Source organism: uncultured Bradyrhizobium sp. (assembly GCF_936943645.1).
In the GTDB taxonomy this organism is placed as follows: Bacteria; Pseudomonadota; Alphaproteobacteria; order Rhizobiales; family Xanthobacteraceae; genus Bradyrhizobium.
Genome location: NZ_CAKZJO010000104.1, coordinates 1 through 22,899, shown reverse-complemented (window position 1 = coordinate 22,899; position 22,899 = coordinate 1). Strand labels below are relative to the sequence as shown.

Below are 22,899 nucleotides of genomic sequence, written 5' to 3'. Positions count from 1 at the left end.
AGAAAATCGCAACCCAGTTGGCGCGCAGGCCTCGAAGCGTCCGTGATCACAACCTAGCTACGGACGGCTTTGCCAGATCAAGGGGTCGCGGCTCGTGTGAAAGACCGCAACGACATAGATTGTATCCTGCAGTTCGCGAAAAACGATGATGTACGGGAACCGACGTAGCAGAGCGCGACATGTGTCTTTGTAAGCCGGTGGAAACTGCTTGGGATGCTCCGCAATCCGGGCCAGCGCGGCACGCAGGGCATCGCGGAATTGCGGTACAACGTGCGGGGCGTGAGTACCGTACCAAGTGACTGCGTCGACGAGATCGGCCCGAGCCGCTTGCGTAAAAAGAAGCTTGGCCAATTAGCGCGACCGACGGTCAAGCTCAGCGTCAAGGTCCTCCCACGAAATCGCCTCGCGGCGGTCCGAGTCGAAACTCGCAAGCCGACGGTCGAGTTCGGCCTCGTGGGCCGGGGTCAACAGCACGTCAGCGGGTGAGAGGCTGTCCCAAAGCTCGCCAATGAGCTCAAGCCGCTCCTTGGGCGTCAGACGACTGATGTCGAGCGTTGCCATGATCCCAACCTTTTGGTCCGCCAACGAAATCACAACTTTCACGATCTCGTCGAGAAAAATATCGTGACGGCGGCGGGCCGCGAAAAGACCGGTGAGCGACAATTCTGGACCAATTCAGCAATACTGGATCGGACCGGAGTACCCTTCATCCTCCCAGATCGCGCTTTGAAGCCACGCGAAAGAAAGCGATGGTGCCCAGGAAAGGACTCGAACCTTCACGGCCGTTAAGCCACTGGCACCTGAAGCCAGCGCGTCTACCAATTCCACCACCTGGGCATGCCGTTTGGGGCACGGAGGCGGTTACTACGGTTCGGTGACGCCGTTGTCAATTCATGCTTGAGGCCCGGTTCGGGATGCCGATTGCGCAACGCAAACCGGCTCGATACAAGCCTGACAAGACGCACTCTTTTCCGCAGGATTGGCTCCCATGGCATCGAATCTGGAAACTCTCGTCACGGTTTTCGGCGGATCGGGGTTTTTGGGCCGGAATGTCGTCCGGGCCCTGTGCAAGCGCGATTACCGGGTCCGGGTCGCGGTCCGGCGGCCGGAACTGGCCGGATACCTCCAGCCCTCGGGCAAGGTCGGGCAGGTCCACACCGTGCAGGCCAACCTGCGCTATCCGGCCTCGGTCGAGGCGGCGCTGCGTGATTCGCATCTCGTGATCAATCTGGTCGGCGTCCTCGCCGAGAGCGGCCCGCAGACTTTTGACGCCGTCCAGGCCAAGGGCGCCGAGACCGTCGCCAAGGCGGCCGCGGCCGCCGGGGCCCGTATGGTTCACGTCTCGGCGATCGGCGCCGACGCCGAATCGCCCTCGCGCTACGCCAAGGCCAAGGCGGCCGGCGAGGCTGCGGTGTTGGCTGCGGTGCCCTCCGCCACCATCTTCCGCCCCTCGGTGATGTTCGGCCCCGAGGACCAGTTCACCAACCGCTTTGCCGCGCTGGCCCGGATGTCGCCGGTGCTGCCGCTGATCGGCGGCGAGACCAAGATGCAGCCGGTCTATGTCGGCGACGTCGCCACCGCGATCGCGGACGCCGTCGACGGCAAGGCCAAGGCCGGCGCGACGTATGAGCTCGGCGGGCCGGAAGTGCTGACCATGCGCGAGATCATCGAGGCCATCCTCGAGATCACCGACCGCGAGCGGATGCTGGTACCGCTGCCGTTCGGCCTCGCCCGCTTCAAGGCCGCCTTCCTGCAATTCGCGCCGGGCGCGTTCAAGCTGACGCCGGACCAGGTCACGCTGCTCGAGCGCGACAACGTCGTGTCCGATACGGCCAAGGCCGCCGGCCTGACGCTGGAAGGGCTCGGCATATCAGCCGATTCGCTGGAAGCGATCGCCCCGCAATATCTCTGGCGTTTTCGCGCGGCGGGTCAGTTCCAGCGCATGGGCGTGTGAGATTCTTCTTCACCTCTCCCCGCAAGCGGGGCGAGGGAGCGCACCGTCAGTCAAAACTTCAGCTTCTTGAACACCGCTTCCGGCAGCGCCTTGATGATCAGCATCACGAGGCGCCATTTGCCGCTGACATAGACGACGTCAGTCTTGTTCTCGACCGCGGCCAGGATGGCATCGCCAACCACCGGCGCTTCGACGGTGAGCGGACCGATCAGCTTCATGCCTTCCGTCATCTTGGTGCGGACGAAGCCGGGCTTGACGGTGACGACATGCACGCCGCCGCGGCTGGCGCGGGCGCGCAGGCCCGACAGGAACGCCGAGAAGCCGGCCTTGGCCGAACCATAGACGTAGTTCGAAGCGCGGCCGCGGTCGCCGGCGACGGAGGACACGCCGACGATGGTGCCGCTGCCCCGCGCCAGGAATTTGTCCGCGAACAGGCCGAGGATCAGCGCGGGCCCTTCGTAGTTCGAGCGCATGATCGCAGTGGCATGGGCGAGATCGCTTTCTGCATTTTGCTGCAGGCCGAGCAGGCCGACGATCGAGATGACGACATCAGGCAGCGCGGGAAGGCCGGCGATGAAGCCGTCGAACGAGGCGGTGTCGAGCACATCGAATTGATGGAGGTCGACCTCGGCATTGTAGCGCGCGCGCAGATCGGCAGCGTCGGGCTCCAGCGCGGCGACGTCGCGGCCTGCGAGCCCGACATCGTACCCCGCCTTGGCAAAGGCGCGCGCGGCGGCGCGGCCGATATCGGAGGAGCCACCGAGCACCAGAACGGATTTGCGCGACGTCACGGGCTAGACCTCATCAAACAGACGCTGTGAAAGTTTCGAGCGGATGACCCCGGCTGGATCGAGCGATTTGCGGATCGCCTTGAAGCGCGACAGCGCGGGATAGCCGGCTTCGAACGTCGCGCGCGACTGGCGCGCGTCCTTGGCGAGATACAGCCGTCCGCCGGCGTCGACGACCACACGATCGATCTCGTCGAGAAAATTCAGGATGTCGCCCTTGACCGGGAAATCCAGCGCCAGCGTGTAGCCGGGCAGCGGGAACGACAGGATGCCGTCGCCCTGGCCGAGCTTCTTGAGCACGGCGAGGAAGGACGCATCGCCGCGCCGCGCCACGCGATCGAGGATTTCGCCGAGCACGGCGCGTGCGCCCGCTTCCGGGATCACGCATTGATGCTGCAGGAAGCCGCGCTTGCCGTAGATGCGATTCCAGTCACCGATGCTGTCGAGCGGAAAGAAATACGGATAGAGCGAGACCACATGACTGCCGCCGGCGCGACGCGCGCCCATGCGGTAGTAGAGCTCGTTGAAGGCCCGGACGCTGGTGCGGTTCAGCGCCATCGAAGGCAGGTCGACCGGCACGCTGAGGCCGGATTTCCTGCCGGCCGGAAATGCGTCGGCACCTTCCGCCAGCTCACCCCTGCCCGCGTGCTCGCCGAGATAGATCAGCGAACGGCCGAGATCGCGCCCTCGCGCCACGCAGTCGATCCAGGCCACCGAATAGGTCGCGGAATTGCTCGCCTCGAGTGCGCGCATCGCGGCATCGAGATCGGACGCGGAGATCACGCGCTCGCGGATCCATCCGGTCTCGACCCGCCGCAGCCGTATCGTCGCTTCGAGGATGATGCCGGTCAGGCCCATGCCGCCGACGGTCGCAAAGAACGCGTCGGCGTTCTGCTCGCGCGAGGCCTCGATCACATCGCCTTGCCCGGTGCGCAGCAAGAGGCTCTCGACGTAGCGCCCGAAGCCGCCTTCGCCATGATGGTTCTTGCCGTGCACGTCGGCCGCGATGGCGCCGCCGACCGAGACGAAGCGCGTGCCGGGCACGACGAAAGGCAGGAAGCCACGCGGGCCGAAAGTGTCGATCAGATCCGACAGGAGAACGCCGGCTTCCAGGCGGATGCGGCCGGTGGCCGGATCGAACGACCGGACCCGGTCGAAGCCGGTCATCGCGACCGTCCTGACGGAGCCGATCGCGGCATCGCCATAGGCGCGGCCGCTGCCACGCGCGACGGTGCCGGCCGAGACAGCCTCGCCGACCGCCGCGAACGAGCGCGGGCGCAGCACGTCGCTATCGACGACCGGGAAACGCCCCCAGCCGCTGACGAGGGTCATGGCTCAGCTCCTGTGCAGGACGCGTACCGCCCTGCCTTGGAAACTGCCTACCGATCAAAAGCTTATTTTGCGTTGAAAGCGTGGTGGGAGGCCCGGGCGCGGGTCTTGAATCTTAACGCCCGAGCGCCAGTGCGATCAGGCCGAGCGTCCCGACGATGACGCGCCACCACGCGAACACCACGAAGCCGTGCCGGGTGACGTATTCCAGAAACGTCTTGACCACGATGATCGCGGTGATGAACGACACCACGAAGCCGATGGCGACGATGTTCATGTGATCCATCGTCATCTCGGCGCGGTTCTTGTAGAAATCGTAGGCGAAGGCGCCGATCATGGTGGGGATGGCGAGGAAGAATGAAAACTCCGCCGCCGCGCGCTTGTCTGCACCGAGCAGCATGGCTGCCACGATGCTGGCGCCGGAACGCGACACGCCCGGGATCATCGCGACGCACTGCGCGATGCCGATATAGAGATACATCAGCAGCGGGAACCTGGTGGCGTCGTGCTCGCGCGGCCTGAGATCGAGCTTGTCGACCCAGAGCAGGATGGCGCCGCCGACGATCAGCGTGAAGCAGACGACCCAGGGATTGAACAGCAGGGTCTTGATGTATTTGCCGGCGACGAGGCCGACGATGACCGCGGGCAAGAAAGCCACCAGCACGCCGATGACGAAGCGGCGCGCATAGGCATCGCCCGTGAAAAAGCCGATGACGACGTCCCAGAGCTTCCTGAAATACAGCCCGACGATCGCAAGGATCGCGCCCAGCTGGATCAGAACCGTAAACGAATCCCAGAAAGCGCCTTCGCCGAGGTGGAAGAAGCGCTCCGCGAGCAGCAAATGACCGGTCGAGGATACGGGAAGGAACTCGGTCACACCCTCGATGATGCCGAGGATCACTGCCCGTATTGCGTCTGACATATTTACGGTCCATTTCGGCTGGAAAAGCGGGGCTCTTCTCGCTTATTCGCCCCCATGCCGCAATCGCAAAATGCGAAATGACGCCCTTGCTTCGCGGTTTTGAAGGGCTAGTGTGGCGCCGCACAAACATTGATGGATTCTTAAGCACCATCAAATAGTCAAAGGCTTCATGTTTACGCTGTTTCATCATCCGTTCTGTCCGCATTCGCGCTTCATCCGTCTGATCGCGGGCGAATACGGGCTCGACCTCAAGCTGGTCGAAGAGCGCAGCTGGGAACGGCGCGAGGCATTCCTGCTGCTCAACGCAGCCGGCACGACGCCGGTGTTGCTGGACGACGAGCAGCCGCCGATCCCGGGCGCGGCCATCATCGCCGAATATGTCGACGAGGCCTATGGCGCCGAGATGGGACCCAAGCGCCTGATGCCGGAGACGGTCGCCGAGCGCGTCGAGGTGCGCCGGCTGATGGCCTGGTTCAACGAGAAATTCTTCGAGGAGGTCTCGCACCCCCTCGTCACCGAGCGCATCTACAAGCGCTTCATGAGCGAGGAGAATGGCGGCGGCCCGCCTTCGGCCGACGTGATGCGCGCGGCCAAGGCCAATGTGCGCTATCATCTGGCCTATATCGGCTGGCTGGCGCAGACGCGCAACTTCCTCGCCGGCGACCGGCTCACCTACGCGGATCTCGCCGCCGCGGCGCATCTCTCGGCGATCGATTATCTGGGCGATGTGCCATGGAGCGAGGACGACGCGGCAAAGGCGTGGTACGCGCGGGTGAAATCCCGCCCGTCGTTCCGTCCGCTGCTCAGCGAATGGCTGGCCGGCGTGCCGGCGTCGCGAACTTACGTGGACCTGGATTTCTGAACTCCGCTCCGACTGAACTGAAGGCAGCGCTTGAAGACGAAGCGCGCGCGCTCGGCTTCGACTGCATCGGCGTCACAGTATCAGGCACGATCGAGGCGGCCGGACGACACTTCCTCGAGTTCATCGCCTCGGGCGGCCATGGCGACATGGACTGGCTCGCGAACCAGCCGGAGCGTCGGGTCGATCCGCGGGGACTGTGGAGCGACGTGCGCAGCGTCATCATGCTCGGCGTCAATTACGGCCCCGACTCCGATTCACTCGCAATTCTCGAGCAGCGCACGCGTGCGGCGATCTCCGTCTATGCGCAGGGCGACGACTATCACGACCTGATCAAGAAGCGGCTGAAAGCTTTGGCGCGCTGGCTGGTCGCGACCGCGCCGTCGGACGTGAAAGTGTTCGTCGACACCGCCGCCGTGATGGAGAAGCCGCTGGCGCAGACCGCGGGTCTCGGCTGGCAGGGCAAGCACACCAATCTCGTCTCGCGCGCATTCGGCTCATGGCTCTTTCTCGGTGCGATCTACACCACGCTCGAGCTGCCGCGCGACGACGCGGAGATCGATCATTGCGGCTCGTGCCAGGCCTGCCTCGACATCTGCCCGACCTCGGCGTTTCCCGCGCCCTACAAGCTCGATGCACGGCGCTGCATCTCCTATCTCACCATCGAGAACAAGGGACCGATCCCGCACGAATTCCGCAAAGCCATCGGCAATCGCATCTATGGCTGCGACGACTGCCTCGCCGCCTGCCCCTGGAACAAGTTCGCACAAGAGGGGCGTGAAGCGAAACTCGCGGCGCGCGACGAACTGCGGGCGCCCGGTCTTGCGGAGCTGGCACGGCTTGACGATGCGACATTCCGTGCGCTGTTCACAAAGTCCCCGGTCAAGCGCATCGGCCGCGACCGCTTCTTGCGCAACGTGCTGATTGCGATCGGCAACTCGAGCGACGCGACGCTGGCGGACGAAGCGCGGCGATTGCTGGATGATGGGAGCCCCCTGGTACGCGGCGCCGCGGTGTGGGCGCTGGGGCAATTGGTGGCGCGGGAAGAGTTCGATGCGGTTCGCGCAAGTACGATTGCCAACGAGCATGATGACAGCGTGCGTGAGGAGTGGGAGCACGCTTCCTAGCGCTCGGTCATTCCTCGCCTAGTGCGCAATTGCGCACGGGGGCGGGGAATCCAGTACGCTGCGGCCTATCGAGTCGATCACTGACGTCTCGGAGTACTCGATCGCCCGATCAAGTCGGGCGATGGCACCATTGTTGTGGTCACGGTGCGCGCGTCTCACCACACTTGATTTCCGCGCCGCTTCCCGCAAAGTCGCGCGCATGACAACAAACATGCCTTTCTTCACCCGTGAGGGCGAGACATTCCACCCGACGGAAGTGGCGAACGGTCCGTGGGACCCGAAATCGCTGCACGGACGCGTCATCGTCGGCCTGCTCGGCTTTGCCATCGAGGAGCGCCATTCCGGTCCGGAATTCGTGCCGGCACGGCTCACCGTCGACATGTTTCGGCTGCCGACCATCGACAAGCCGATCGAGGTGACGACGCGCCTGGTGCGCGATGGTCTGCGCATTCGTGTGGTGGAAGCCGAGTTCGTCTCCGGCGGCGTCAGCATGGCGCGGGCCTCGTGCCAGTTGCTGCGCAAGACGCAAAATCCTGATGGCAATGTCTGGTCGCCGCCGAGCTGGGACGTGCCGAAGCCGGATGACATTCCCAAGCCCAGCGATCCCAGGCTTGGCATGAACGGCAAATGGACGACGCGTCCCATCGTCGGCCATATGGGCTCGCTCGGACCGCGACGGCTGTGGATGAGCGAGGTGCGCGAGCTCGTCGCCGGCGTTGCGATGACGCCGTTCGTCCATGTCGCCGTTGGCGCCGATTTCGCCAGCCCGTTTGCGAACGCCGGCGACAAGGGGCTCGGCTACATCAACAGCGACGTGACGATCTATCTGCACCGCCTGCCGGTGACGAAGTGGATCGGCTTCGACGTGGTGAACCATCAGGCCACCGACGGCGTCGCGATCGGCGAGTGCTGGCTCTATGACGAGCAGGGCCCGATCGGCACCGCCACGGTCGCGGCGCTGGCGCAGCGCAAGCCGATGGCGAAGGTGCCGCCGCCTTAAGGGGACGGCTGGCTAACCGAGATGCCGCTGCATCTCCGGCCTCGCCTTCAATTCCGCGCCCTGCTTGGCGACGATCTTCGCGATCCGCTCCGGCGCGAACTTCAGGTCGACGAAGGCCGGCGCGGTGTTGGCGACCTCGTGATAACTGACGATTCTGCCCTCGCGTAACGTCATGATCGCGACGCCCTCGAACATCGCCCGTGCACCATTCGCTTCGGGCAGCGTCGATCTGTAGCTGAACGTGTAGCGCGCATAGAGCGTGGTGCCGTCCGACACGGGGGCATGCATGTCCCAGCGAAAATCGGTCGCCGTGCGATAGAACCAGTCGTCGATCATTTCGGCGATCTTCGCACGGCCCGCGAAGGCGCCGTAGAAGACGTCGTGGTAGACGCCGTCCTCGGTGAAGAGATCGGCGAAGGCTTTGCCGTTGCGCTGCTCGACGGCCTCGCAGAACGCGCGCAACATGGCGGTGGCGGTCATTGGATTGCCTCCCGGCATTTCTTGTTGTGGCTCACTTCACCCGATCTCCGCCACCGCGGCAAGAATGCGCGCGATGTCCTGCGGGCGGGAGAGGCGGTGGTCGCCGTCCTGGATCATGGTCAGCACGACGTCGTCGGCCGGCAGGCGATGCGTCAGCGCGAAGGCGTGCTGCCAGGGCACGTCAGGGTCCTGCGCGCCTTGCAGGATGCGGACGGGACAGCCGAGATCGATGGCGCTGCCGAGCACGAGGTGATTGCGCCCCTCCTCGATCAGGTTCCGCGTGATCGGATAGGGCGAGCCGTCGCCATACTCCGACGGGCGCAGCCAGAAGCCCTTGGTCTCGATCTCCTGCTTCACCGCGGGCGGAAACTTCTTCCACATCAGCTCTTCGGTGAAGTCGGGCGCCGGTGCGATCAGCACGAGGCCCGCCAGTGATCCCCTGCCGGATCGCTTCTTGATCTCGCGCGCGAGCAGCAGCGCCATCCAGCCGCCCATGGATGAACCGATCAGGACCTGTGGACCGTCGCAAAAACGTTCGAAGACCGCGACGCTATCCTCGAGCCAGCTGCCGATGGTTCCGTCGGCGAAATCACCTCCGGATTCGCCGTGGCCGGAATAGTCGAACCGGACCATTGCGCGGCCGTGATCACGGGCCCAACCGTCCAGCGCCACGGCCTTGCCGCCCTGCATGTCGGACTTGAATCCGCCCAGCCAGACCAGGCCGGGCCCCGGAGCCTTCCCGGCACGGTGGCGCACCGCGATCCTGCGCGCGGCCGGCCCCTCGCCCAATTCGATGAAGTCGAGGACGGCATCGGCAATTGCATCGGTCATGGAACGTTTACTCTGGTTTTGCAGTTTGAGCTGTCAGGGGCGCCTCCAGCGAGGCGACTGGATGTGGCATTGGCCCTTTGGGACGCTTGCGGAACAGAAGCAAGGTGTCTATGTCGATCAGCGTGCCCAGGCGTGACTAAAATGCCTCGCATTTGAGGGTTTTTCGCTTGCCGCACGAGCGACTTGCTTGCCGGCAACCGCATCTTCCTTCAAGATAGCCGCTTCTTTCACAACTTTGGAGAACCACCCATTCGCCGTCCCAATAAAGCCCCGCCCGTTGCCAGCAAAGACGGGCCGCGCATCAATGATGATATTCGCAATGCGCAGATCCAGCTGATCGATCAGACCGGTGACAACAAAGGCACGGTCGAGACCGTCGTCGCCATTCGCATGGCTCAGGAAGCCGGCATGGATCTGGTCGAGATTTCGCCGAATACCAGCCCTCCCGTCTGCAAGATCATGGACTACGGGAAGTATAAGTATTCCGCCCAGAAAAAGGCTGCCGAAGCCCGCAAGCGGCAGAAGATCGTCGAGATCAAGGAGATCAAGCTCCGCCCGATGATCGACGACCACGATTACGACGTGAAGATGCGCGCGATGCAGCGGTTCTTCGAAGAGGGCGACAAGGTCAAGATCACGCTGCGCTATCGCGGCCGCGAAATGGCGCACCAGGAGATCGGCACCAAGCTGCTGGACAAGATCAAGACCGACGTGGCCGAGCTCGCCAAGGTCGAGCAGGACGCGCGCTTTGAGGGCCGTCAGGTCGTCATGGTGCTGGCGCCGCGCTGACGGCTGCCGTTCAGGACTAAGGATTCGACGGCCCGTCCGGATCTCCGGCGGGCCGTTTTGTTTTTTTGGGCGAGGTAAAAGCCGCGGGCGCTGCACCCTCTCCTGACCCTCCCCCGTATGCTGGGGAAGGAGCGCGCCACCTTCCCGGCGACTACGTCCGCGTCGCCTGCCAGGTACCGCTGCACTGGTCGCCGGAAATGACGCCCTTCCAGGAGCCGGTGCCGTTCACGCCGGCGAGCCGGCCGCCGCCGCTGGCATGGGAGGCGCCGACCGAGACCTGAACGGCGACGGCGCCGCCCCGATTGACCCTGCCCGTGACCCGGCCTCCGCCGGCGGAGGAGACCCGGCTGCCGGTCACGGTGAAGGGGACGCTGTAGCCGGAGCTGCAATTGCCCCGTGTGGTGGCGAAAGTGACGTTCCAGATGCCGTCATAGCCGGCGCCGCGGGCGTCGGCCGTCGATGGCAGCGCGGCCGTGGCCAGCACGGCGAACAGCGCCAGATGGCGCGGACGAGCGAAATTGGTGAAGGACGGAAGCGATTGGGGGAAATGAGCCATTTTGGTCCTGCTCCAGGCGACAAACTTGGACATGAAGGTAGCAATTCCGAATAGTCGGCGGCCAGGTTCCGCCGGTTCATCGTTGCCAATTCGCCCGTTTCCTGTCATAAGCCCGGCCTTCATCGCCCGGCTGATTAAGGGCTGCCGTGGCGGTGTTTCGTGTGGGCTTTGCGCTTGTTCGCAAAACCTGAGCACAATCAACGCTCTAACGAGCATTTTTGACGGCCAGCCGCCTTCGCGGGCGGAATTCTGTGGCCATTAGGAGAGCCAAATGCCCAAGTTGAAGACCAAATCGGGCGCCAAAAAGCGCTTCAAGGTGACTGCCACCGGCAAAGTGATGTTCGCCCATCGCGGCAAGCGTCACGGCATGATCAAGCGGACGAAGAAGCAGATCCGTCAGCTGCGCGGCACCGCCGTGCTGTTCAAGACCGACGGCGACAACGTCAAGAAGTACTTCTTGCCGAACGCCTGATCGCGTCCAGCGATCGTCCAAGATCATTGCCAGCTCCGCCGCGCCTTTCGCGGCGATCCCAAACCTAAGTCATCTCTGAAGGATATTCGTCATGGCACGCGTCAAACGCGGTGTGACCGCCCACGCCAAGCACAAGAAAGTCTACAAGGCCGCCAAGGGCTTCTACGGCCGCCGCAAGAACACCATCCGCGCTGCCAAGCCGGCCGTGGAGAAGGCCCAGCAATACGCCTTCCGCGACCGCAAGCGTAAGAAGCGGACGTTCCGCGCGCTCTGGATCCAGCGCATCAACGCTGCCGTCCGTCCGTTCGGCCTGACCTACAGCAAGTTTATCGACGGCATGGCCAAGTCGGGGATCACCGTGGACCGCAAGGTGCTGTCGGATCTCGCGATCAGCGAGCCTGCGGCGTTCCAGGCGATCGCCGAGAAGGCCAAAGCCGCTCTCGCCGCCTAGAAGGCTGCACTGGACGGCGTAAAAGCTGTCCTCCACTGTGCGCTGCGCAGCGTTCAGCTTGTGATGGCCCGGGCAGAGGCGCGTCTTGCGCTTGACTGCCCCGGCCGTCTCTCGCGCAAACACTTCTCCGACGTGGAAGCCCGGCGCATCTAACGCGAAGACGCGCTTCGCGCTTTTGGGCCGGGCGTAACGGGCTAGGATCATCGGCTCAGCATCCTGGCCAAAAGGGATTGCCATGACCGATCTAGCCCAGCTCCAAGCCCAGATCATCGCCGACGTCGCCGCCGCCGGCGACGAAGCCGCGCTCGAAGCGGTGCGCGTCGCAGCGCTCGGCAAGAAGGGCTCGATCTCCGCGCTGCTCGCCACGCTCGGCAAAATGTCGCCCGACGAACGCAAGACCCAGGGCGCGGCGATCAACCAGGCCAAGGACAAGGTCACTGCGGCGCTGGCCGCAAGGCGCGATGTGCTGAAATCGGCCGCGCTCGATGCCCGGCTCGCGTCCGAAACCGTCGACGTCACCCTGCCGCTGCGCGATGCGCCGGCGGAGGCCGGCCGCATCCATCCGCTGAGCCAGGTCTGGGACGAACTGACCACGATCTTCGCCGACATGGGATTCTCGGTCGCCGAAGGCCCCGACATCGAGACCGACGATTACAACTTCACCAAGCTGAACTTCCCGGAAGGTCATCCGGCGCGCGAGATGCACGACACGTTCTTCTTCCATCCGAAGGAAGACGGCTCGCGAATGCTGCTGCGAACCCACACTTCGCCGGTGCAGGTGCGCACCATGCTGAGCCAGAAGCCGCCGATCCGCGTGATCTGCCCGGGCCGCACCTACCGCATCGATTCGGACGCGACCCACACGCCGCAATTCCACCAGGTCGAAGGCCTCGTCATCGACAAGACCTCGCATCTCGGCCACCTCAAATGGATCCTGCACGAGTTCTGCAAGGCGTTCTTCGAGGTGGACCACATCAACATGCGTTTCCGCCCGTCGTTCTTCCCGTTCACCGAGCCGTCGCTGGAAGTCGACATCCAGTGCCGCCGCGACAAGGGCGAGATCCGCTTCGGCGAGGGCGAGGACTGGCTGGAGATTCTCGGCTGCGGCATGGTGCATCCGAACGTGCTGCGCGCCTGCGGCATCGATCCCGACGAGTACCAGGGCTTTGCCTGGGGCATGGGCATCGACCGCATCGCCATGCTGAAATACGGCATCGCCGACCTGCGCCAGCTGTTCGACAGCGACGTCCGCTGGCTGTCCCATTACGGCTTCAAGCCGCTCGAAGTGCCAACGCTTGCCGGAGGGCTGAGCTCGTGAACGCTTGCCGGGACACGATTGCTCTAGCCACAAGGACGGTCGGACTCCCTCTCCCGCTTGCGGGGGAGGGTTGGGGTGGGGGTCTCTCGGCGATGGGGTTGCCAATGGTCGATCCTGAACATCCGGACTGGACGGTCTCAGGCAAGCTGCGAGGCAATGCGCGCGCGCTCAGGCGCGACTTGACCGATGCGGAGCGCATCCTCTGGTCGGAGCTGCGCGGCCACCGATTGAACGGCGCGAGCTTCCGTCGCCAGGTGCCGATCGATCGCTACATCGCCGATTTCATCTGCCACGCCGCCAAGCTCGTCATCGAGCTCGATGGCGGCCAGCACTTCACTGATGAAGGCGAACGCGCCGACGCGCGTCGCTCTGCCGCGATCGAAGCGAAGGGATTCAAGGTGCTTCGCTTCAGCAATCTCGACGTCATGACCAATCGTGGCGGCGTTCTCGAAACAATCGCGACCACCGTCGCGGAGAGAGCCCCCACCCCAGCCCTCCCCCGCAAGCGGGAGAGGGAGCAGACCGTCTCCGTGGAGAAGAAACAGCCATGAAATTCACCCTCTCCTGGCTGAAGGACCATCTCGAGACCGACGAGCCGCTCGACAGGCTCGCCGAGAAGCTCACCATGATCGGGCTCGAGGTCGAGAACATCGAGGACAAGGCGAAGGCGCTGAAACCCTTCACCATCGCGAAGGTGATCTCGGCCGAGCAGCATCCGAATGCGGATCGCCTGCGCGTCTGCATGGTCGACACCGGCGATGGCGGTGCGCCGGTGCAGGTGGTGTGCGGCGCGCCGAATGCGCGTGCGGGTCTCGTCAGCGTGTTCTCGCCGCCCGGAACCTACATTCCCGGCAAGGACATCACGCTGGGCGTCGGCACCATTCGCGGCGTGGAGAGCCGCGGCATGCTGTGCTCGGCCGCAGAGCTGCAGATCTCCAACGATCATGACGGCATCATGGAATTGCCGGCGGATGCCCCTGTTGGCGCCGGCTATGCCGAATGGGCCGCGCTCGGCGATCCCGTGGTCGAGATCAATCTGACGCCGAACCGGCAGGACTGCACCGGCGTGCACGGCATCGCGCGTGACCTCGCCGCCGCCGACATGGGCAAGTTCAAGGACCCCACGATCAAGCCGATCAAGGGCGAATTTCCGTGTCCCGTGAAGGTCACGGTCGAGGACGCCACGCTCTGTCCCGGCTTCGCGCTCCGCCTCGTGCGCGGTGTGAAGAACGGACCGTCGCCGGAATGGCTGCAGAAGCGACTGACGGCAATCGGCCTGCGCCCGATCAACGCGCTGGTCGACATCACCAACTTCATGACCTACGACCGCGCGCGCCCGCTGCACGTGTTCGACGCCAACAAGGTGAAGGGCAATCTCGTGGTGCGCCGCGCGCGCGACGGCGAGACGCTGCTCGCGCTCGACGGCCGCACCTACAATCTCGATCCCTCAACTTGCGTGATCGCCGACGAGCATGGCGTGGAATCGCTTGCCGGCATCATGGGCGGCGAGGCCTCGGGCTGCGACGAGAGCACTACCGACGTGCTGATCGAATCGGCGTTGTGGAACGAGATCAACATCGCCCAGACCGGCCGCAAGCTCGGCATCAATTCGGACGCGCGCTACCGCTTCGAGCGCGGCGTCGATCCCGCCTTCATGGTGCCCGGCCTCGAGCTCGCGACCAGGCTGGTGATGGAGATGTGCGGCGGCACGCCGTCAGAGAACGTCGTGGTCGGCAAGTCCTTTGCCGATGACCGCGTGATCGATTTCCCGATCACTGAAGTGAAGCGCCTCTCCGGCATCGAGGTGCCGCAGCCGGAGATGAAGCGCATCCTGACGCATCTCGGCTTCATGATGGCGGGCCCCGGCCCGGTCGTGAAGGTCGCGGTGCCCTCGTGGCGCTCCGACGTGCACGGCAAGGCCGACATCGTCGAGGAGATCGTCCGCATCTTCGGCGTCGACAAGGTGCCGATGACACCGTTCGAGCGCGGCGACGACGCGCGCAAGCCGGTGCTGACGCCGCTGCAGCTGCGCACCCGCCGCGCCCGGCGTGCGCTGGCGAGCCGCGGCATCGTCGAGGCCGTGACCTGGTCGTTCATCACCAAGATTGCTGCCGAATTGTTCGGCGGCGGCCAGCGCGACCTCGAAGTGGCCAACCCGATCGCGTCCGACCTCTCCGACATGCGCCCGACCCTGCTCGCGGGCCTGATCGCAGCGGCTCAAGCCAACGCCAATCGCGGCGTGAGCGACGTCGCGCTGTTCGAGGTCGGCCAGATCTTCAAGGGCGATCGTCCGCAGGACCAGTTCATGGCGGCGAGCGGCGTGCGCCGCGGCTTTGCGTCGTCCGAAGGACTCGGACGGCACTGGACCGGCTCGGCGCCAGCCGATGCATTCGACGCCAAGGCGGATGCACTTGCGGTGCTGGCAGCAGCCGGCGCGCCGATGCAGGCGCTGCAGATCGTCGCGGGCGGCCCGAAATGGCTGCATCCCGGGCGCTCCGGCACGATCCAGATCGGGCCGCAGAACGTGCTCGGCTATTTCGGTGAGGTGCATCCCCGCGCGCTCGAGGCGCTCGGCGCCGACGGCCCGCTCGTCGTGTTCGAGGTGATCCTCGACCGCATCCCCGAGGCCAAGAAGAAGCCGACGCGCGCAAAGCCCCTGATCGAGCTGTCGGCGTTCCAGCCGGTGTCCCGCGACTTCGCCTTCATCGTCGACCGCACCGTCAAAGCCGCCGACATCGTGCGTGCCGCGCAGGGTGTCGACAAGAAGCTGATTACCGGCGTGAACGTCTTCGACGTCTACGAGGGCAAGGGCATCGACGACGACAAGAAATCGATCGCGGTCGCGGTCACGCTCCAGCCGCGCGAGAAGACCTTGACCGATCAGGAGATCGAAGCCGTCGCGGCCAAGATCGTCGCCGAGGTCACCAAGAAGACCGGCGGCGTCTTGCGCGGATGACCTTCGCGGATTTACTTCCGAAGGACGTCAGCCTCACCATTGCGATGGCGCTCTGCGCCGTCGCCTTCGTTTCGGGCACCGCCCGCGGCTTCTCCGGCTTCGGCTCGGCGCTGATCTTTATGCCGCTGGCCAGCAGCTTCGCAGCGCCCCGGCTGGTCGCGGCGCTCTTGCTCGTCATCGATTTCGTCGCGGCGGCGCCGCTGCTGCCGGACGCCTGGCGCAAGGCGGACCGCAAGGCGACCGCCGTGATCGTGCTGGGCGCGCTGGTCGGCGTCCCCGTCGGCACCTATTTCCTCAGCGTGCTCGAGCCCGTCACCACGCGCTGGATCATCTCCTGCTTCGTCGCCGCGCTGCTGCTTCTGCTGCTCTCAGGCTGGCGCTATCGCGGCAAGGACCACGCCTGGCTCTCGGTCGGCATTGGTGGCCTCTCGGGCTTTTGCAGCGGCCTCGCGCAGACCGGCGGCCCGCCGATCGTCGGCTATTGGCTGGGACGCCCGATCGCCCCGATCGTCGCACGCGCCAACATCTTGCTGTTCTTCGGCGCGTCCGATTTCTTCTCGATGGTCAGCTATGCGACCACGGGGCTGATCAGCCGCGAATCTCTGGTGCTCTCGCTGATCGTGGGGCCGGTCTATGCGGTTGGCGTTGCTTTCGGCGCCTCGCTGTTCGGCCGTGCGAGCGAAAAGATGTTTCGCGGCATCTGCTACGCGCTGATCGCGATGGCGGTGGTTTTCGGACTGCCGGCGCTGGACGGGATCTTGCGGTAGCCCCTGCCGTCGTCCCTGCGAACGCGGGGACTCATTACCCCGGTCAGCTCTTTTAGTGCGAGCTGGTCACCGCGAGTCTTCGTCAAACTACTCCCTGTGGTTATGGATCCCGGATCGGCGCGCGCCTTGAGGCGCGCTTGTCCGGGACGACAGCGGAGTGTTTTGCAGCAGATTGCCCTAATGCGGCCTCGGCACGCGCCGCTTCTTCGTCGACTGCGTCGGCACGTCGGCGGGCTCGTCCTTCAGTGCACCGATCTTGCGCAAGGCGGCGTCCGCGGCGCGCTCGCCGCTTTCCCAGGCGCCATCGACGGTGCCCCACAGCGTCTCGTGGGTGGCCTCGCCTGCGAGGAACACGTTGCCGATCGGCTCTGTCAGGATTCTTCGTGACAATTGACCGCCCGGGGAGGCCGCCGACATCGCGCCCATCACGTAAGGCGACGCATTCCATCGCGTCGCGCTGGTCTTCTGCACGGCGGACGCGGCTTCGCTGCCGAACAGCTTTGTGATCCATTCCTGCGCGAAGGCGGCCATCGCCTTCTCGCCCTGCTCGGAAAGGTCGCGGCCGAACGCGCCGCCGACATCGATGGAGCAGAGCGAGGAGCCACCGATATTGGCAAACATCATGCCGGTGCGCGTCGAGTTGCTCTGCTCGATGAGGACATCGTCGCGCGACAGGCCGAGCGGATTACCCGGCAGCTGCAGCACGATGCGATCGTAGCTGCCGAGGCCGAGTTTCGACGCCGCGTCCAACGTGCGTTTGGGAATATCGGGCGTGAACTTGATCATGCCCGATGTCAGCACGTTGGTTGAGACCGTGACGATGACGGCGCGCGCGGCGATCTTGCCGGCTTGCGTCTCGACGCTGACGTCGCGGTTGCTCCAGGCGATCCGGCTCGCCGGCGTCGACAGCGCCACCGGCGCCTGCTCGCCGAGCTTCGTGATCAGCGTGCCCAGACCTTGACGACACGCAATCGCCGCGTTGCGATCCTGCGCACGCCCCTTGTCGATTGCGGACAGCTCCTTCAGGTCCTTGCCGGCAAAGCCCGCGCCCAGCATGAATTCGGCCGCGCCCGCCCAGTCGCCGAGATCCTTGGGCAGGACTGAGGCGCAGGAGGTGTCCAGCTTGGCCCGCGAGGCCTCGTCGATGGCGCGGTTGGCGCGCACCAGCGCGGCCAGGAACTGCTCGGTTTCGCCTGCGCGCGCGTTGCGACGGCCGATGCGCATCTTCTGGCCCGTGGGAGCCGGCAACACATCCAGCCCGACATTGCGCGCAAGCCGGATCATCGGATTGGTGTCGGGATTGTGCATCCAGCGCGCGCCACGCTCGAACGGCACCTCGAAGGTCGTGCTGTCGGTGATACAGCGTCCACCGATCTGGGCTCCCGCTTCCAGCACGATGACCTTGCGGCCCGTTGCCATGATGCGCCGCGCTGCGGCGATTCCGGCAGCCCCCGCGCCGATCACGACGATGTCGGCCTCGCGCGGCAGGGGCGCGGCACTTGCGCGCAGGATCGGCATCGCAGCAACGGCCGCCGACGCGACAAGGAAACCGCGGCGCGTGATTGTCATGTCATGGTTTCCGAGGACTTGCGGCTGACGGGAACACTCAGCGAACCTTGCCGCATCTGATGTTGCACGGCAACCATCATGGTGAATCAATCGTGCTTGACCTCACGGACTGATGAACCGAATTGCAAGACGTTTCGACCATGATAGAGAAGGGAAAAAGACGGTCGGAAAAGGCCGTGGGGGGAGTTTGAAATGGGGACGGTCCTAGATTCAGTCGGCAAGCTGATTGCCGCGTACCTCTCCAAGGAGGTGCCCGGCTACGAGCCGTTCACGCCGAGCGACCCTGAGCACCTGCGCGGCGTCATCGAACCCGGCGACGTGCTGCTGGTCGAGGGCAACAACCGCATCTCCGGCATCATCAAATATCTGACGCAGTCGACCTGGTCGCATGCCGCGCTCTATGTCGGCCCGGTCGAAGGCGCCGAGGAACCCGACGGCGAGCCGCACGTGCTGATCGAGGCCAATATCGGCGAAGGCGTCACCTCGGCACCGCTGTCGAAATATTTCCCCTATCACACCCGCGTCTGCCGACCGGTCGGGCTGTCCTATGAGGACCGCACCACGGTCTGCCGTTATGCGATCAACCGCATCGGCTTCGGCTACGACACCAAGAACATCGTCGACCTCATGCGATTCCTGTTTCCGCTGCCGGTGCCGCAGCGCTGGCGGCGACGCATGATCGCGATCGGCTCGGGCGATCCGACCAAGATCATCTGCTCGGCGCTGATCGCGCAGGCGTTCGATGCGGTGCGCTATCCGATCCTGCCGAAGATCACCAAGGCCGGCAGCCGCGCCGCCCGTCGCGAGATCCTGCACATCCGCGATTCCTCGCTCTACATGCCCCGCGACTTCGACATCTCGCCCTATTTCGAAGTCGTCAAACCCACCATCGTGCACGGATTCGACTACACCGCGCTGCACTGGGCCGACAAGCAGAAGCCGCTCGAGGAGGTAGCGGGCACATTCAGTGTGTTTCCAGAAACGATCAGTGCGCCGCCGCTCGTTCCTGAAGCGATTGACCAAGAAGCGCCGGATGAGATTCCGGCTGAGCAAGTGATGCGCGAGGCGGCGGCCGAGATGGAAGCCGCGTTCTCCGAGCATTTTGTGCTACTCAACGAACTCGCGACGTACCGCGCGCGGCATCGCGGAGATATTTGCGAGATTGCGGCGTAAATCTCGCTGTCGTCCCTGCGAACGCAGGGACCCATACCGCGCGATCTATCGATTGCCTGCGGTAGAAGTACCGCACGACTAGCCGTAGCCCAACATCTGCCTGTGACTATGGGTCCCTGCGTTCGCAGGGACGACGGCCTTGCGCCACGACAGCCGGGAAGAGCGCGAACTACCGCTCCGCCCGTCCGATCACCGCCATCAGCTCCGCGATCTTCGAACGTTGGTCGGCCTTGTCGCCGCTCGCGATCGCGTGCTCGACACAATGGGCGACGTGGTCCTTCAGGATCTCTTCCTCGACCCGGCGCAGCGCGGCACGCACCGCCGAGATCTGCGTCACGATGTCGATGCAGTAGCGGTCTTCCTCTACCATTTTCGAGAGGCCGCGAACCTGACCCTCGATCCGGCCGAGGCGTTTTCCGACAGATGCCTTGATGTCCTTGCGCATGGGGTCTATATACCCCTACCGGGTATTGGTTGCAAGAGTCTAGGCAGGACCCGGATACAGCCGGAGCAGGGCAATGAACGACGCGAAACACGGGCATGATCACGACGCAGACGCTCACGCCGGATGCGGTTGTTCGAGCAAGGCGGCGCCGCCGGCCGCCAAGCCTGCAGCTTCCTCGTGCTGCGGCGGACACGGCGATCATTCCGGCCATGCCCATCACGCGCATGATCACGGCGACACCGCGACCAAGGTCAAAGACCCTGTCTGCGGCATGAGCGTCGATCCCGCGACCTCGAAGCACCACTTCGACCATCAGGGCAAGACCTTCCATTTCTGCTCGGCGGGCTGCCGCACCAAGTTCGCGGCCGATCCCGCCAAATATCTCGCCAAGGAGAAGGCACCCGAGCCCGAGATGCCCGCGGGCACGATCTACACCTGCCCGATGCATCCGGAGATCCGCCAGGTCGGACCCGGCAGTTGCCCGATCTGCGGCATGGCGCTGGAGCCGGAGGTCGCGAGCCTGGAGACCGGTCCCAATCCGGAGCTCGCCGACATGACGCGGCGGTTCTGGATCGGCGGCGCGCTGGCGCTGCCGGCGGTGGTGCTGGAGATGGGCGGCCACCTCGCCGGCCCGCACAACTGGATCGACCCGACGCTGTCGAACTGGATCCAGCTCGTGTTCGCGACGCCCGTGGTGCTGTGGGCCGGCTGGCCATTCTTCGTGCGCGGCTGGCAGTCGCTGCTGACGCGCAATCTCAACATGTTCACGCTGATCGCGATGGGCACCGGGGTTGCCTATGTCTACAGCCTCGCCGGCACGCTCGTGCCGCAGGCCTTCCCCGATACGTTTCGCGGCCATGAAGGCGCGGTCGCGGTCTATTTCGAGGCGGCGGCCGTCATCACCGTGCTGGTGCTGCTCGGCCAGGTGCTGGAGCTGCGTGCGCGCGACGCGACCTCCGGGGCGATCAAGGCGCTGCTGCAGCTCGCCCCGAAGACCGCGCGCCGCGTTGACGATACCGGCAGCGAGCATGAAGTCGAGATCGACACGCTTCATGCCGGCGATCGCTTGCGCGTTCGCCCCGGCGAGAAGGTGCCGGTCGACGGTGTCATCCTGGAAGGGCGCTCTTCGCTCGACGAATCCCTCGTCACGGGCGAATCCATGCCGGTCACCAAGGAAACTGGCGCAAAGGTCATCGCGGGTACGCTGAATCAGTCGGGCAGCTTCATCATGCGTGCCGACAAGGTCGGACGCGAGACGCTGCTGTCGCAGATCGTGCAGATGGTCGCGGATGCACAGCGCTCGCGCGCGCCGATCCAGCGTCTGGCCGACCAAGTTGCCGGTTGGTTCGTGCCGACCGTCATCGCTGTCGCCCTTGTCGCGTTTGCAGCCTGGGCCTGGTTCGGACCGGAGCCCCGGCTGGCCTTCGGTCTCGTCGCCGCCGTCAGCGTGCTGATCATCGCCTGCCCCTGCGCGCTGGGACTGGCGACCCCGATGTCGATCATGGTCGGCGTCGGCCGCGGCGCGCAAGGTGGCGTGCTGATCAAGAACGCCGAGGCGCTGGAGCGGATGGAAAAGATCGACACGCTGGTGGTCGACAAGACGGGAACACTGACCGAAGGCAAGCCCAAGGTGGTCGCGCTTGTGCCCGCGTCCGGTTTTGCGGAGGACGACATCCTCCGGCTTGCAGCCAGCGTCGAGCGCGCCAGCGAGCATCCCCTGGCCGACGCCATCGTGCGCGCGGCCAAAGAGAAGCAGCTTGCCCTCGGCCAGGTCGAGCACTTCGACTCGCCGACCGGCAAGGGCGCCACCGGCAAGGTCGACGGCAAGACCATCGCGCTCGGTAACGCAAAATATCTGACGTCGATTGGCGTCGACACCGGGGCGCTCGACACCGGGGCGCTCGACACCGAAGCCGAACGGCTGCGCGGCGACGGCGCGACGGTGATCAACATGGCCGTCGATGGCCGGCTGGCCGGCCTGTTCGCGATCGCCGATCCGGTCAAGCCCTCGACCCCGGAGGCGCTGAAGACGCTCGCTGCCGAGGGTATCAAGGTCATCATGCTGACCGGCGACAACCGCACCACGGCGGAAGCGGTGGCGCGCCGGCTCGGCATCGCCGAGGTCGAAGCCGAGGTGCTGCCGGATCAGAAGAGCGCGGTGGTCACAAGACTGCAGAAGGCCGGCCGCGTCGTTGCGATGGCCGGCGACGGCGTCAACGATGCGCCGGCGCTGGCGGCCGCCGAAGTCGGCATCGCCATGGGCACCGGCACGGACGTCGCCATGGAGAGCGCTGGCGTGACCCTGCTCAAGGGCGATCTCATCGGCATCGTCCGCGCGCGAAAACTGTCGCAGGCGACCATGAGCAACATCCGCCAGAACCTGTTCTTCGCCTTCATCTACAACGCCGCCGGAATTCCGATCGCAGCCGGCATCCTCTATCCCACATTCGGCGTGCTTCTCTCGCCAATCATCGCGGCGGCGGCGATGGCGCTGTCCTCGGTGAGCGTGGTCGGGAATGCGCTGCGCCTGCGTGCGACGCAGCTGTGAGAGTGACCAAATCCGTGTAAAACAGCCATTCGGCGGTATGCGCGGAGAGGACCCGATGCAGCGAATTACGATCACGATCGAGGACGATCTGTTGGCGGAGATCGACGCGGCGGCGGAAGCACGCGGCTACCAGAACCGCTCCGAGATCATCCGCGATCTCGCCCGCGCCGGCCTGCAACAGAGCACCGAGGACACCGCGCAGACCGGTCCATGCGTTGCCGGCCTCGTCTATGTCTACGACCACGCCGCCCGCGATCTGTCGAAGCGACTGGTGCAGGAATTCCACGGCCACCACGACCTCGCGCTGGCGACGCTGCACGTCCATCTCGACGACGACAATTGCATGGAGATGACGGCGCTGCGCGGCTCGGCCGATGAGGTCAAGCATTTCGCCGACCACATCATCGCCGAACGCGGCGTGCGCTACGGCCGCGTGGTGATGATCCCGACCGGCGAGGGCAAGCCGGGGAAGTCGCGCAAGCACGGGCACCGGCACGGGTAGGCCGAATCTTACCCTCCCCTGGAGGGCAGGGCTATCGCATGTGGAAATCCCGAGTCTCTTCCG

24 protein-coding genes and 1 tRNA gene are annotated in these 22,899 nt (G+C 65.0%); 14 read left to right on the top strand and 11 right to left on the bottom strand.

Annotation, left to right across the window (positions count from 1 at the left end):
• Positions 1-57: 57 nt before the first annotated feature.
• The 3 genes from Q0743_RS34330 to Q0743_RS30480 form a co-directional block, all read right to left on the bottom strand.
• Entirely contained in the window at positions 58-351 is a 294-nt protein-coding gene (locus Q0743_RS34330; protein ID WP_367184955.1) for a type II toxin-antitoxin system RelE/ParE family toxin, read from the bottom strand.
• Entirely contained in the window at positions 352-663 is a 312-nt protein-coding gene (locus tag Q0743_RS30485) for an addiction module protein (RefSeq protein ID WP_298245135.1), read from the bottom strand.
• A gap of 87 nt (positions 664-750) precedes the next feature.
• Positions 751-837 (bottom strand) — tRNA-Leu (locus Q0743_RS30480).
• Positions 838-988: 151 nt separating this feature from the next.
• On the opposite strand from Q0743_RS30480, the gene Q0743_RS30475 reads away from it, so the two are divergent.
• Positions 989-1,954 carry a complex I NDUFA9 subunit family protein gene (locus Q0743_RS30475; RefSeq protein WP_298245134.1) on the top strand — a complete coding sequence of 322 codons (966 nt, stop codon included), beginning with the start codon at positions 989-991 and terminating at the stop codon, positions 1,952-1,954.
• Positions 1,955-2,004: 50 nt separating this feature from the next.
• On the opposite strand, the gene Q0743_RS30470 is transcribed toward Q0743_RS30475, so the two are convergent.
• From Q0743_RS30470 to Q0743_RS30460, 3 genes are all read right to left on the bottom strand, one after another.
• Entirely contained in the window at positions 2,005-2,745 is a 741-nt protein-coding gene (locus tag Q0743_RS30470; RefSeq protein ID WP_298245133.1) for an SDR family oxidoreductase, read from the bottom strand.
• Positions 2,746-2,748: 3 nt separating this feature from the next.
• Positions 2,749-4,074 (bottom strand): FAD-binding oxidoreductase, encoded by a 1,326-nt coding sequence (locus tag Q0743_RS30465; RefSeq protein WP_298245132.1) that lies wholly within the window; start codon positions 4,072-4,074, stop codon positions 2,749-2,751.
• Positions 4,075-4,186: 112 nt separating this feature from the next.
• Positions 4,187-4,993: an undecaprenyl-diphosphate phosphatase gene (locus Q0743_RS30460; protein ID WP_298245131.1), complete on the bottom strand. Its 807-nt coding sequence runs from the start codon at positions 4,991-4,993 to the stop codon at positions 4,187-4,189.
• Positions 4,994-5,162: 169 nt separating this feature from the next.
• On the opposite strand from Q0743_RS30460, the gene Q0743_RS30455 reads away from it, so the two are divergent.
• The 3 genes from Q0743_RS30455 to Q0743_RS30445 all read left to right on the top strand — a co-directional run bounded on the left by Q0743_RS30455 (position 5,163) and on the right by Q0743_RS30445 (position 7,979).
• Entirely contained in the window at positions 5,163-5,855 is a 693-nt protein-coding gene (locus Q0743_RS30455) for a glutathione S-transferase family protein (RefSeq protein WP_097663303.1), read from the top strand.
• Positions 5,804-6,979 (top strand): tRNA epoxyqueuosine(34) reductase QueG, encoded by a 1,176-nt coding sequence (queG, locus tag Q0743_RS30450; RefSeq protein ID WP_298245130.1) that lies wholly within the window; start codon positions 5,804-5,806, stop codon positions 6,977-6,979. The genes Q0743_RS30455 and queG overlap by 52 nt, the downstream gene beginning before the upstream one ends.
• A 211-nt stretch (positions 6,980-7,190) precedes the next feature.
• The gene (locus Q0743_RS30445) at positions 7,191-7,979 is read left to right on the top strand and encodes an acyl-CoA thioesterase domain-containing protein (RefSeq protein ID WP_298245129.1); all 789 of its coding nucleotides are present in this window, start codon (positions 7,191-7,193) and stop codon (positions 7,977-7,979) included.
• A gap of 12 nt (positions 7,980-7,991) precedes the next feature.
• On the opposite strand, the gene Q0743_RS30440 is transcribed toward Q0743_RS30445, so the two are convergent.
• Entirely contained in the window at positions 7,992-8,459 is a 468-nt protein-coding gene (locus Q0743_RS30440; protein ID WP_298245128.1) for a nuclear transport factor 2 family protein, read from the bottom strand.
• A 36-nt stretch (positions 8,460-8,495) separates the two neighbouring features.
• Positions 8,496-9,290, bottom strand: a complete 795-nt coding sequence (locus tag Q0743_RS30435; RefSeq protein WP_298245127.1) for an alpha/beta hydrolase — start codon at positions 9,288-9,290, stop codon at positions 8,496-8,498.
• 249 nt (positions 9,291-9,539) lie between these two features.
• Here Q0743_RS30435 and infC point away from each other — a divergent pair, with 249 nt between their 5' ends.
• Entirely contained in the window at positions 9,540-10,079 is a 540-nt protein-coding gene (gene infC, locus Q0743_RS30430) for a translation initiation factor IF-3 (RefSeq protein WP_082884999.1), read from the top strand.
• Positions 10,080-10,230: 151 nt separating this feature from the next.
• On the opposite strand, the gene Q0743_RS30425 is transcribed toward infC, so the two are convergent.
• Entirely contained in the window at positions 10,231-10,635 is a 405-nt protein-coding gene (locus tag Q0743_RS30425; protein ID WP_298245126.1) for a hypothetical protein, read from the bottom strand.
• Positions 10,636-10,906: 271 nt separating this feature from the next.
• Between Q0743_RS30425 and rpmI the strand changes: the two genes are divergently transcribed.
• From rpmI to Q0743_RS30395, 6 genes are all read left to right on the top strand, one after another.
• Complete coding sequence (gene rpmI, locus Q0743_RS30420) at positions 10,907-11,107, top strand: 50S ribosomal protein L35 (RefSeq protein ID WP_008143958.1); 201 nt, start codon at positions 10,907-10,909, stop codon at positions 11,105-11,107.
• Positions 11,108-11,198: 91 nt separating this feature from the next.
• Positions 11,199-11,558 carry a 50S ribosomal protein L20 gene (rplT, locus tag Q0743_RS30415; protein WP_097663298.1) on the top strand — a complete coding sequence of 120 codons (360 nt, stop codon included), beginning with the start codon at positions 11,199-11,201 and terminating at the stop codon, positions 11,556-11,558.
• A gap of 235 nt (positions 11,559-11,793) precedes the next feature.
• The gene (gene pheS / locus Q0743_RS30410; protein WP_298245125.1) at positions 11,794-12,876 is read left to right on the top strand and encodes a phenylalanine--tRNA ligase subunit alpha; all 1,083 of its coding nucleotides are present in this window, start codon (positions 11,794-11,796) and stop codon (positions 12,874-12,876) included.
• Positions 12,877-12,980: 104 nt separating this feature from the next.
• Entirely contained in the window at positions 12,981-13,427 is a 447-nt protein-coding gene (locus Q0743_RS30405) for an endonuclease domain-containing protein (RefSeq protein ID WP_298245124.1), read from the top strand.
• On the top strand, positions 13,424-15,832 hold the full coding sequence (pheT, locus tag Q0743_RS30400) for a phenylalanine--tRNA ligase subunit beta (RefSeq protein WP_298245123.1): 2,409 nt from the start codon (positions 13,424-13,426) through the stop codon (positions 15,830-15,832). Before Q0743_RS30405 ends, pheT begins: the two co-directional genes overlap by 4 nt.
• On the top strand, positions 15,829-16,599 hold the full coding sequence (locus tag Q0743_RS30395) for a sulfite exporter TauE/SafE family protein (protein ID WP_298245122.1): 771 nt from the start codon (positions 15,829-15,831) through the stop codon (positions 16,597-16,599). Before pheT ends, Q0743_RS30395 begins: the two co-directional genes overlap by 4 nt.
• 177 nt (positions 16,600-16,776) lie before the next feature.
• Here the strand turns inward: Q0743_RS30395 and Q0743_RS30390 are convergent, their stop codons facing one another.
• Positions 16,777-18,168, bottom strand: a complete 1,392-nt coding sequence (locus tag Q0743_RS30390) for an NAD(P)/FAD-dependent oxidoreductase (protein ID WP_298245121.1) — start codon at positions 18,166-18,168, stop codon at positions 16,777-16,779.
• 192 nt (positions 18,169-18,360) lie between these two features.
• On the opposite strand from Q0743_RS30390, the gene Q0743_RS30385 reads away from it, so the two are divergent.
• Positions 18,361-19,341, top strand: a complete 981-nt coding sequence (locus tag Q0743_RS30385; protein WP_298245120.1) for a YiiX/YebB-like N1pC/P60 family cysteine hydrolase — start codon at positions 18,361-18,363, stop codon at positions 19,339-19,341.
• A 169-nt stretch (positions 19,342-19,510) separates the two neighbouring features.
• Here Q0743_RS30385 and Q0743_RS30380 read toward each other — a convergent pair whose 3' ends face one another.
• Positions 19,511-19,786 carry a metal-sensitive transcriptional regulator gene (locus tag Q0743_RS30380; RefSeq protein WP_097660436.1) on the bottom strand — a complete coding sequence of 92 codons (276 nt, stop codon included), beginning with the start codon at positions 19,784-19,786 and terminating at the stop codon, positions 19,511-19,513.
• Between the two features lie 73 nt (positions 19,787-19,859).
• Here Q0743_RS30380 and Q0743_RS30375 point away from each other — a divergent pair, with 73 nt between their 5' ends.
• Together Q0743_RS30375 and nikR are read left to right on the top strand one after the other, a co-directional pair.
• Positions 19,860-22,334, top strand: a complete 2,475-nt coding sequence (locus Q0743_RS30375) for a heavy metal translocating P-type ATPase (RefSeq protein WP_298245119.1) — start codon at positions 19,860-19,862, stop codon at positions 22,332-22,334.
• Positions 22,335-22,389: 55 nt separating this feature from the next.
• The gene (nikR, locus tag Q0743_RS30370; protein ID WP_298245118.1) at positions 22,390-22,836 is read left to right on the top strand and encodes a nickel-responsive transcriptional regulator NikR; all 447 of its coding nucleotides are present in this window, start codon (positions 22,390-22,392) and stop codon (positions 22,834-22,836) included.
• The last annotated feature ends 63 nt before the right edge of the window (positions 22,837-22,899 follow it).

Coding starts and splice junctions, on each gene's coding strand:
- Q0743_RS30475 (WP_298245134.1), top strand. CDS start 989: ATGGCATCGAATCTGGAAACTCTCGTCACGGTTTTCGGCGGATCGGGG.
- Q0743_RS30465 (WP_298245132.1), bottom strand. CDS start 4,074: ATGACCCTCGTCAGCGGCTGGGGGCGTTTCCCGGTCGTCGATAGCGAC.
- Q0743_RS30460 (WP_298245131.1), bottom strand. CDS start 4,993: ATGTCAGACGCAATACGGGCAGTGATCCTCGGCATCATCGAGGGTGTG.
- Q0743_RS30455 (WP_097663303.1), top strand. CDS start 5,163: ATGTTTACGCTGTTTCATCATCCGTTCTGTCCGCATTCGCGCTTCATC.
- queG (WP_298245130.1), top strand. CDS start 5,804: ATGGCTGGCCGGCGTGCCGGCGTCGCGAACTTACGTGGACCTGGATTT.
- Q0743_RS30445 (WP_298245129.1), top strand. CDS start 7,191: ATGCCTTTCTTCACCCGTGAGGGCGAGACATTCCACCCGACGGAAGTG.
- Q0743_RS30440 (WP_298245128.1), bottom strand. CDS start 8,459: ATGACCGCCACCGCCATGTTGCGCGCGTTCTGCGAGGCCGTCGAGCAG.
- Q0743_RS30435 (WP_298245127.1), bottom strand. CDS start 9,290: ATGACCGATGCAATTGCCGATGCCGTCCTCGACTTCATCGAATTGGGC.
- Q0743_RS30425 (WP_298245126.1), bottom strand. CDS start 10,635: ATGGCTCATTTCCCCCAATCGCTTCCGTCCTTCACCAATTTCGCTCGT.
- rpmI (WP_008143958.1), top strand. CDS start 10,907: ATGCCCAAGTTGAAGACCAAATCGGGCGCCAAAAAGCGCTTCAAGGTG.
- rplT (WP_097663298.1), top strand. CDS start 11,199: ATGGCACGCGTCAAACGCGGTGTGACCGCCCACGCCAAGCACAAGAAA.
- pheS (WP_298245125.1), top strand. CDS start 11,794: ATGACCGATCTAGCCCAGCTCCAAGCCCAGATCATCGCCGACGTCGCC.
- Q0743_RS30405 (WP_298245124.1), top strand. CDS start 12,981: ATGGTCGATCCTGAACATCCGGACTGGACGGTCTCAGGCAAGCTGCGA.
- pheT (WP_298245123.1), top strand. CDS start 13,424: ATGAAATTCACCCTCTCCTGGCTGAAGGACCATCTCGAGACCGACGAG.
- Q0743_RS30395 (WP_298245122.1), top strand. CDS start 15,829: ATGACCTTCGCGGATTTACTTCCGAAGGACGTCAGCCTCACCATTGCG.
- Q0743_RS30390 (WP_298245121.1), bottom strand. CDS start 18,168: ATGACAATCACGCGCCGCGGTTTCCTTGTCGCGTCGGCGGCCGTTGCT.
- Q0743_RS30385 (WP_298245120.1), top strand. CDS start 18,361: ATGGGGACGGTCCTAGATTCAGTCGGCAAGCTGATTGCCGCGTACCTC.
- Q0743_RS30380 (WP_097660436.1), bottom strand. CDS start 19,786: ATGCGCAAGGACATCAAGGCATCTGTCGGAAAACGCCTCGGCCGGATC.
- Q0743_RS30375 (WP_298245119.1), top strand. CDS start 19,860: ATGAACGACGCGAAACACGGGCATGATCACGACGCAGACGCTCACGCC.
- nikR (WP_298245118.1), top strand. CDS start 22,390: ATGCAGCGAATTACGATCACGATCGAGGACGATCTGTTGGCGGAGATC.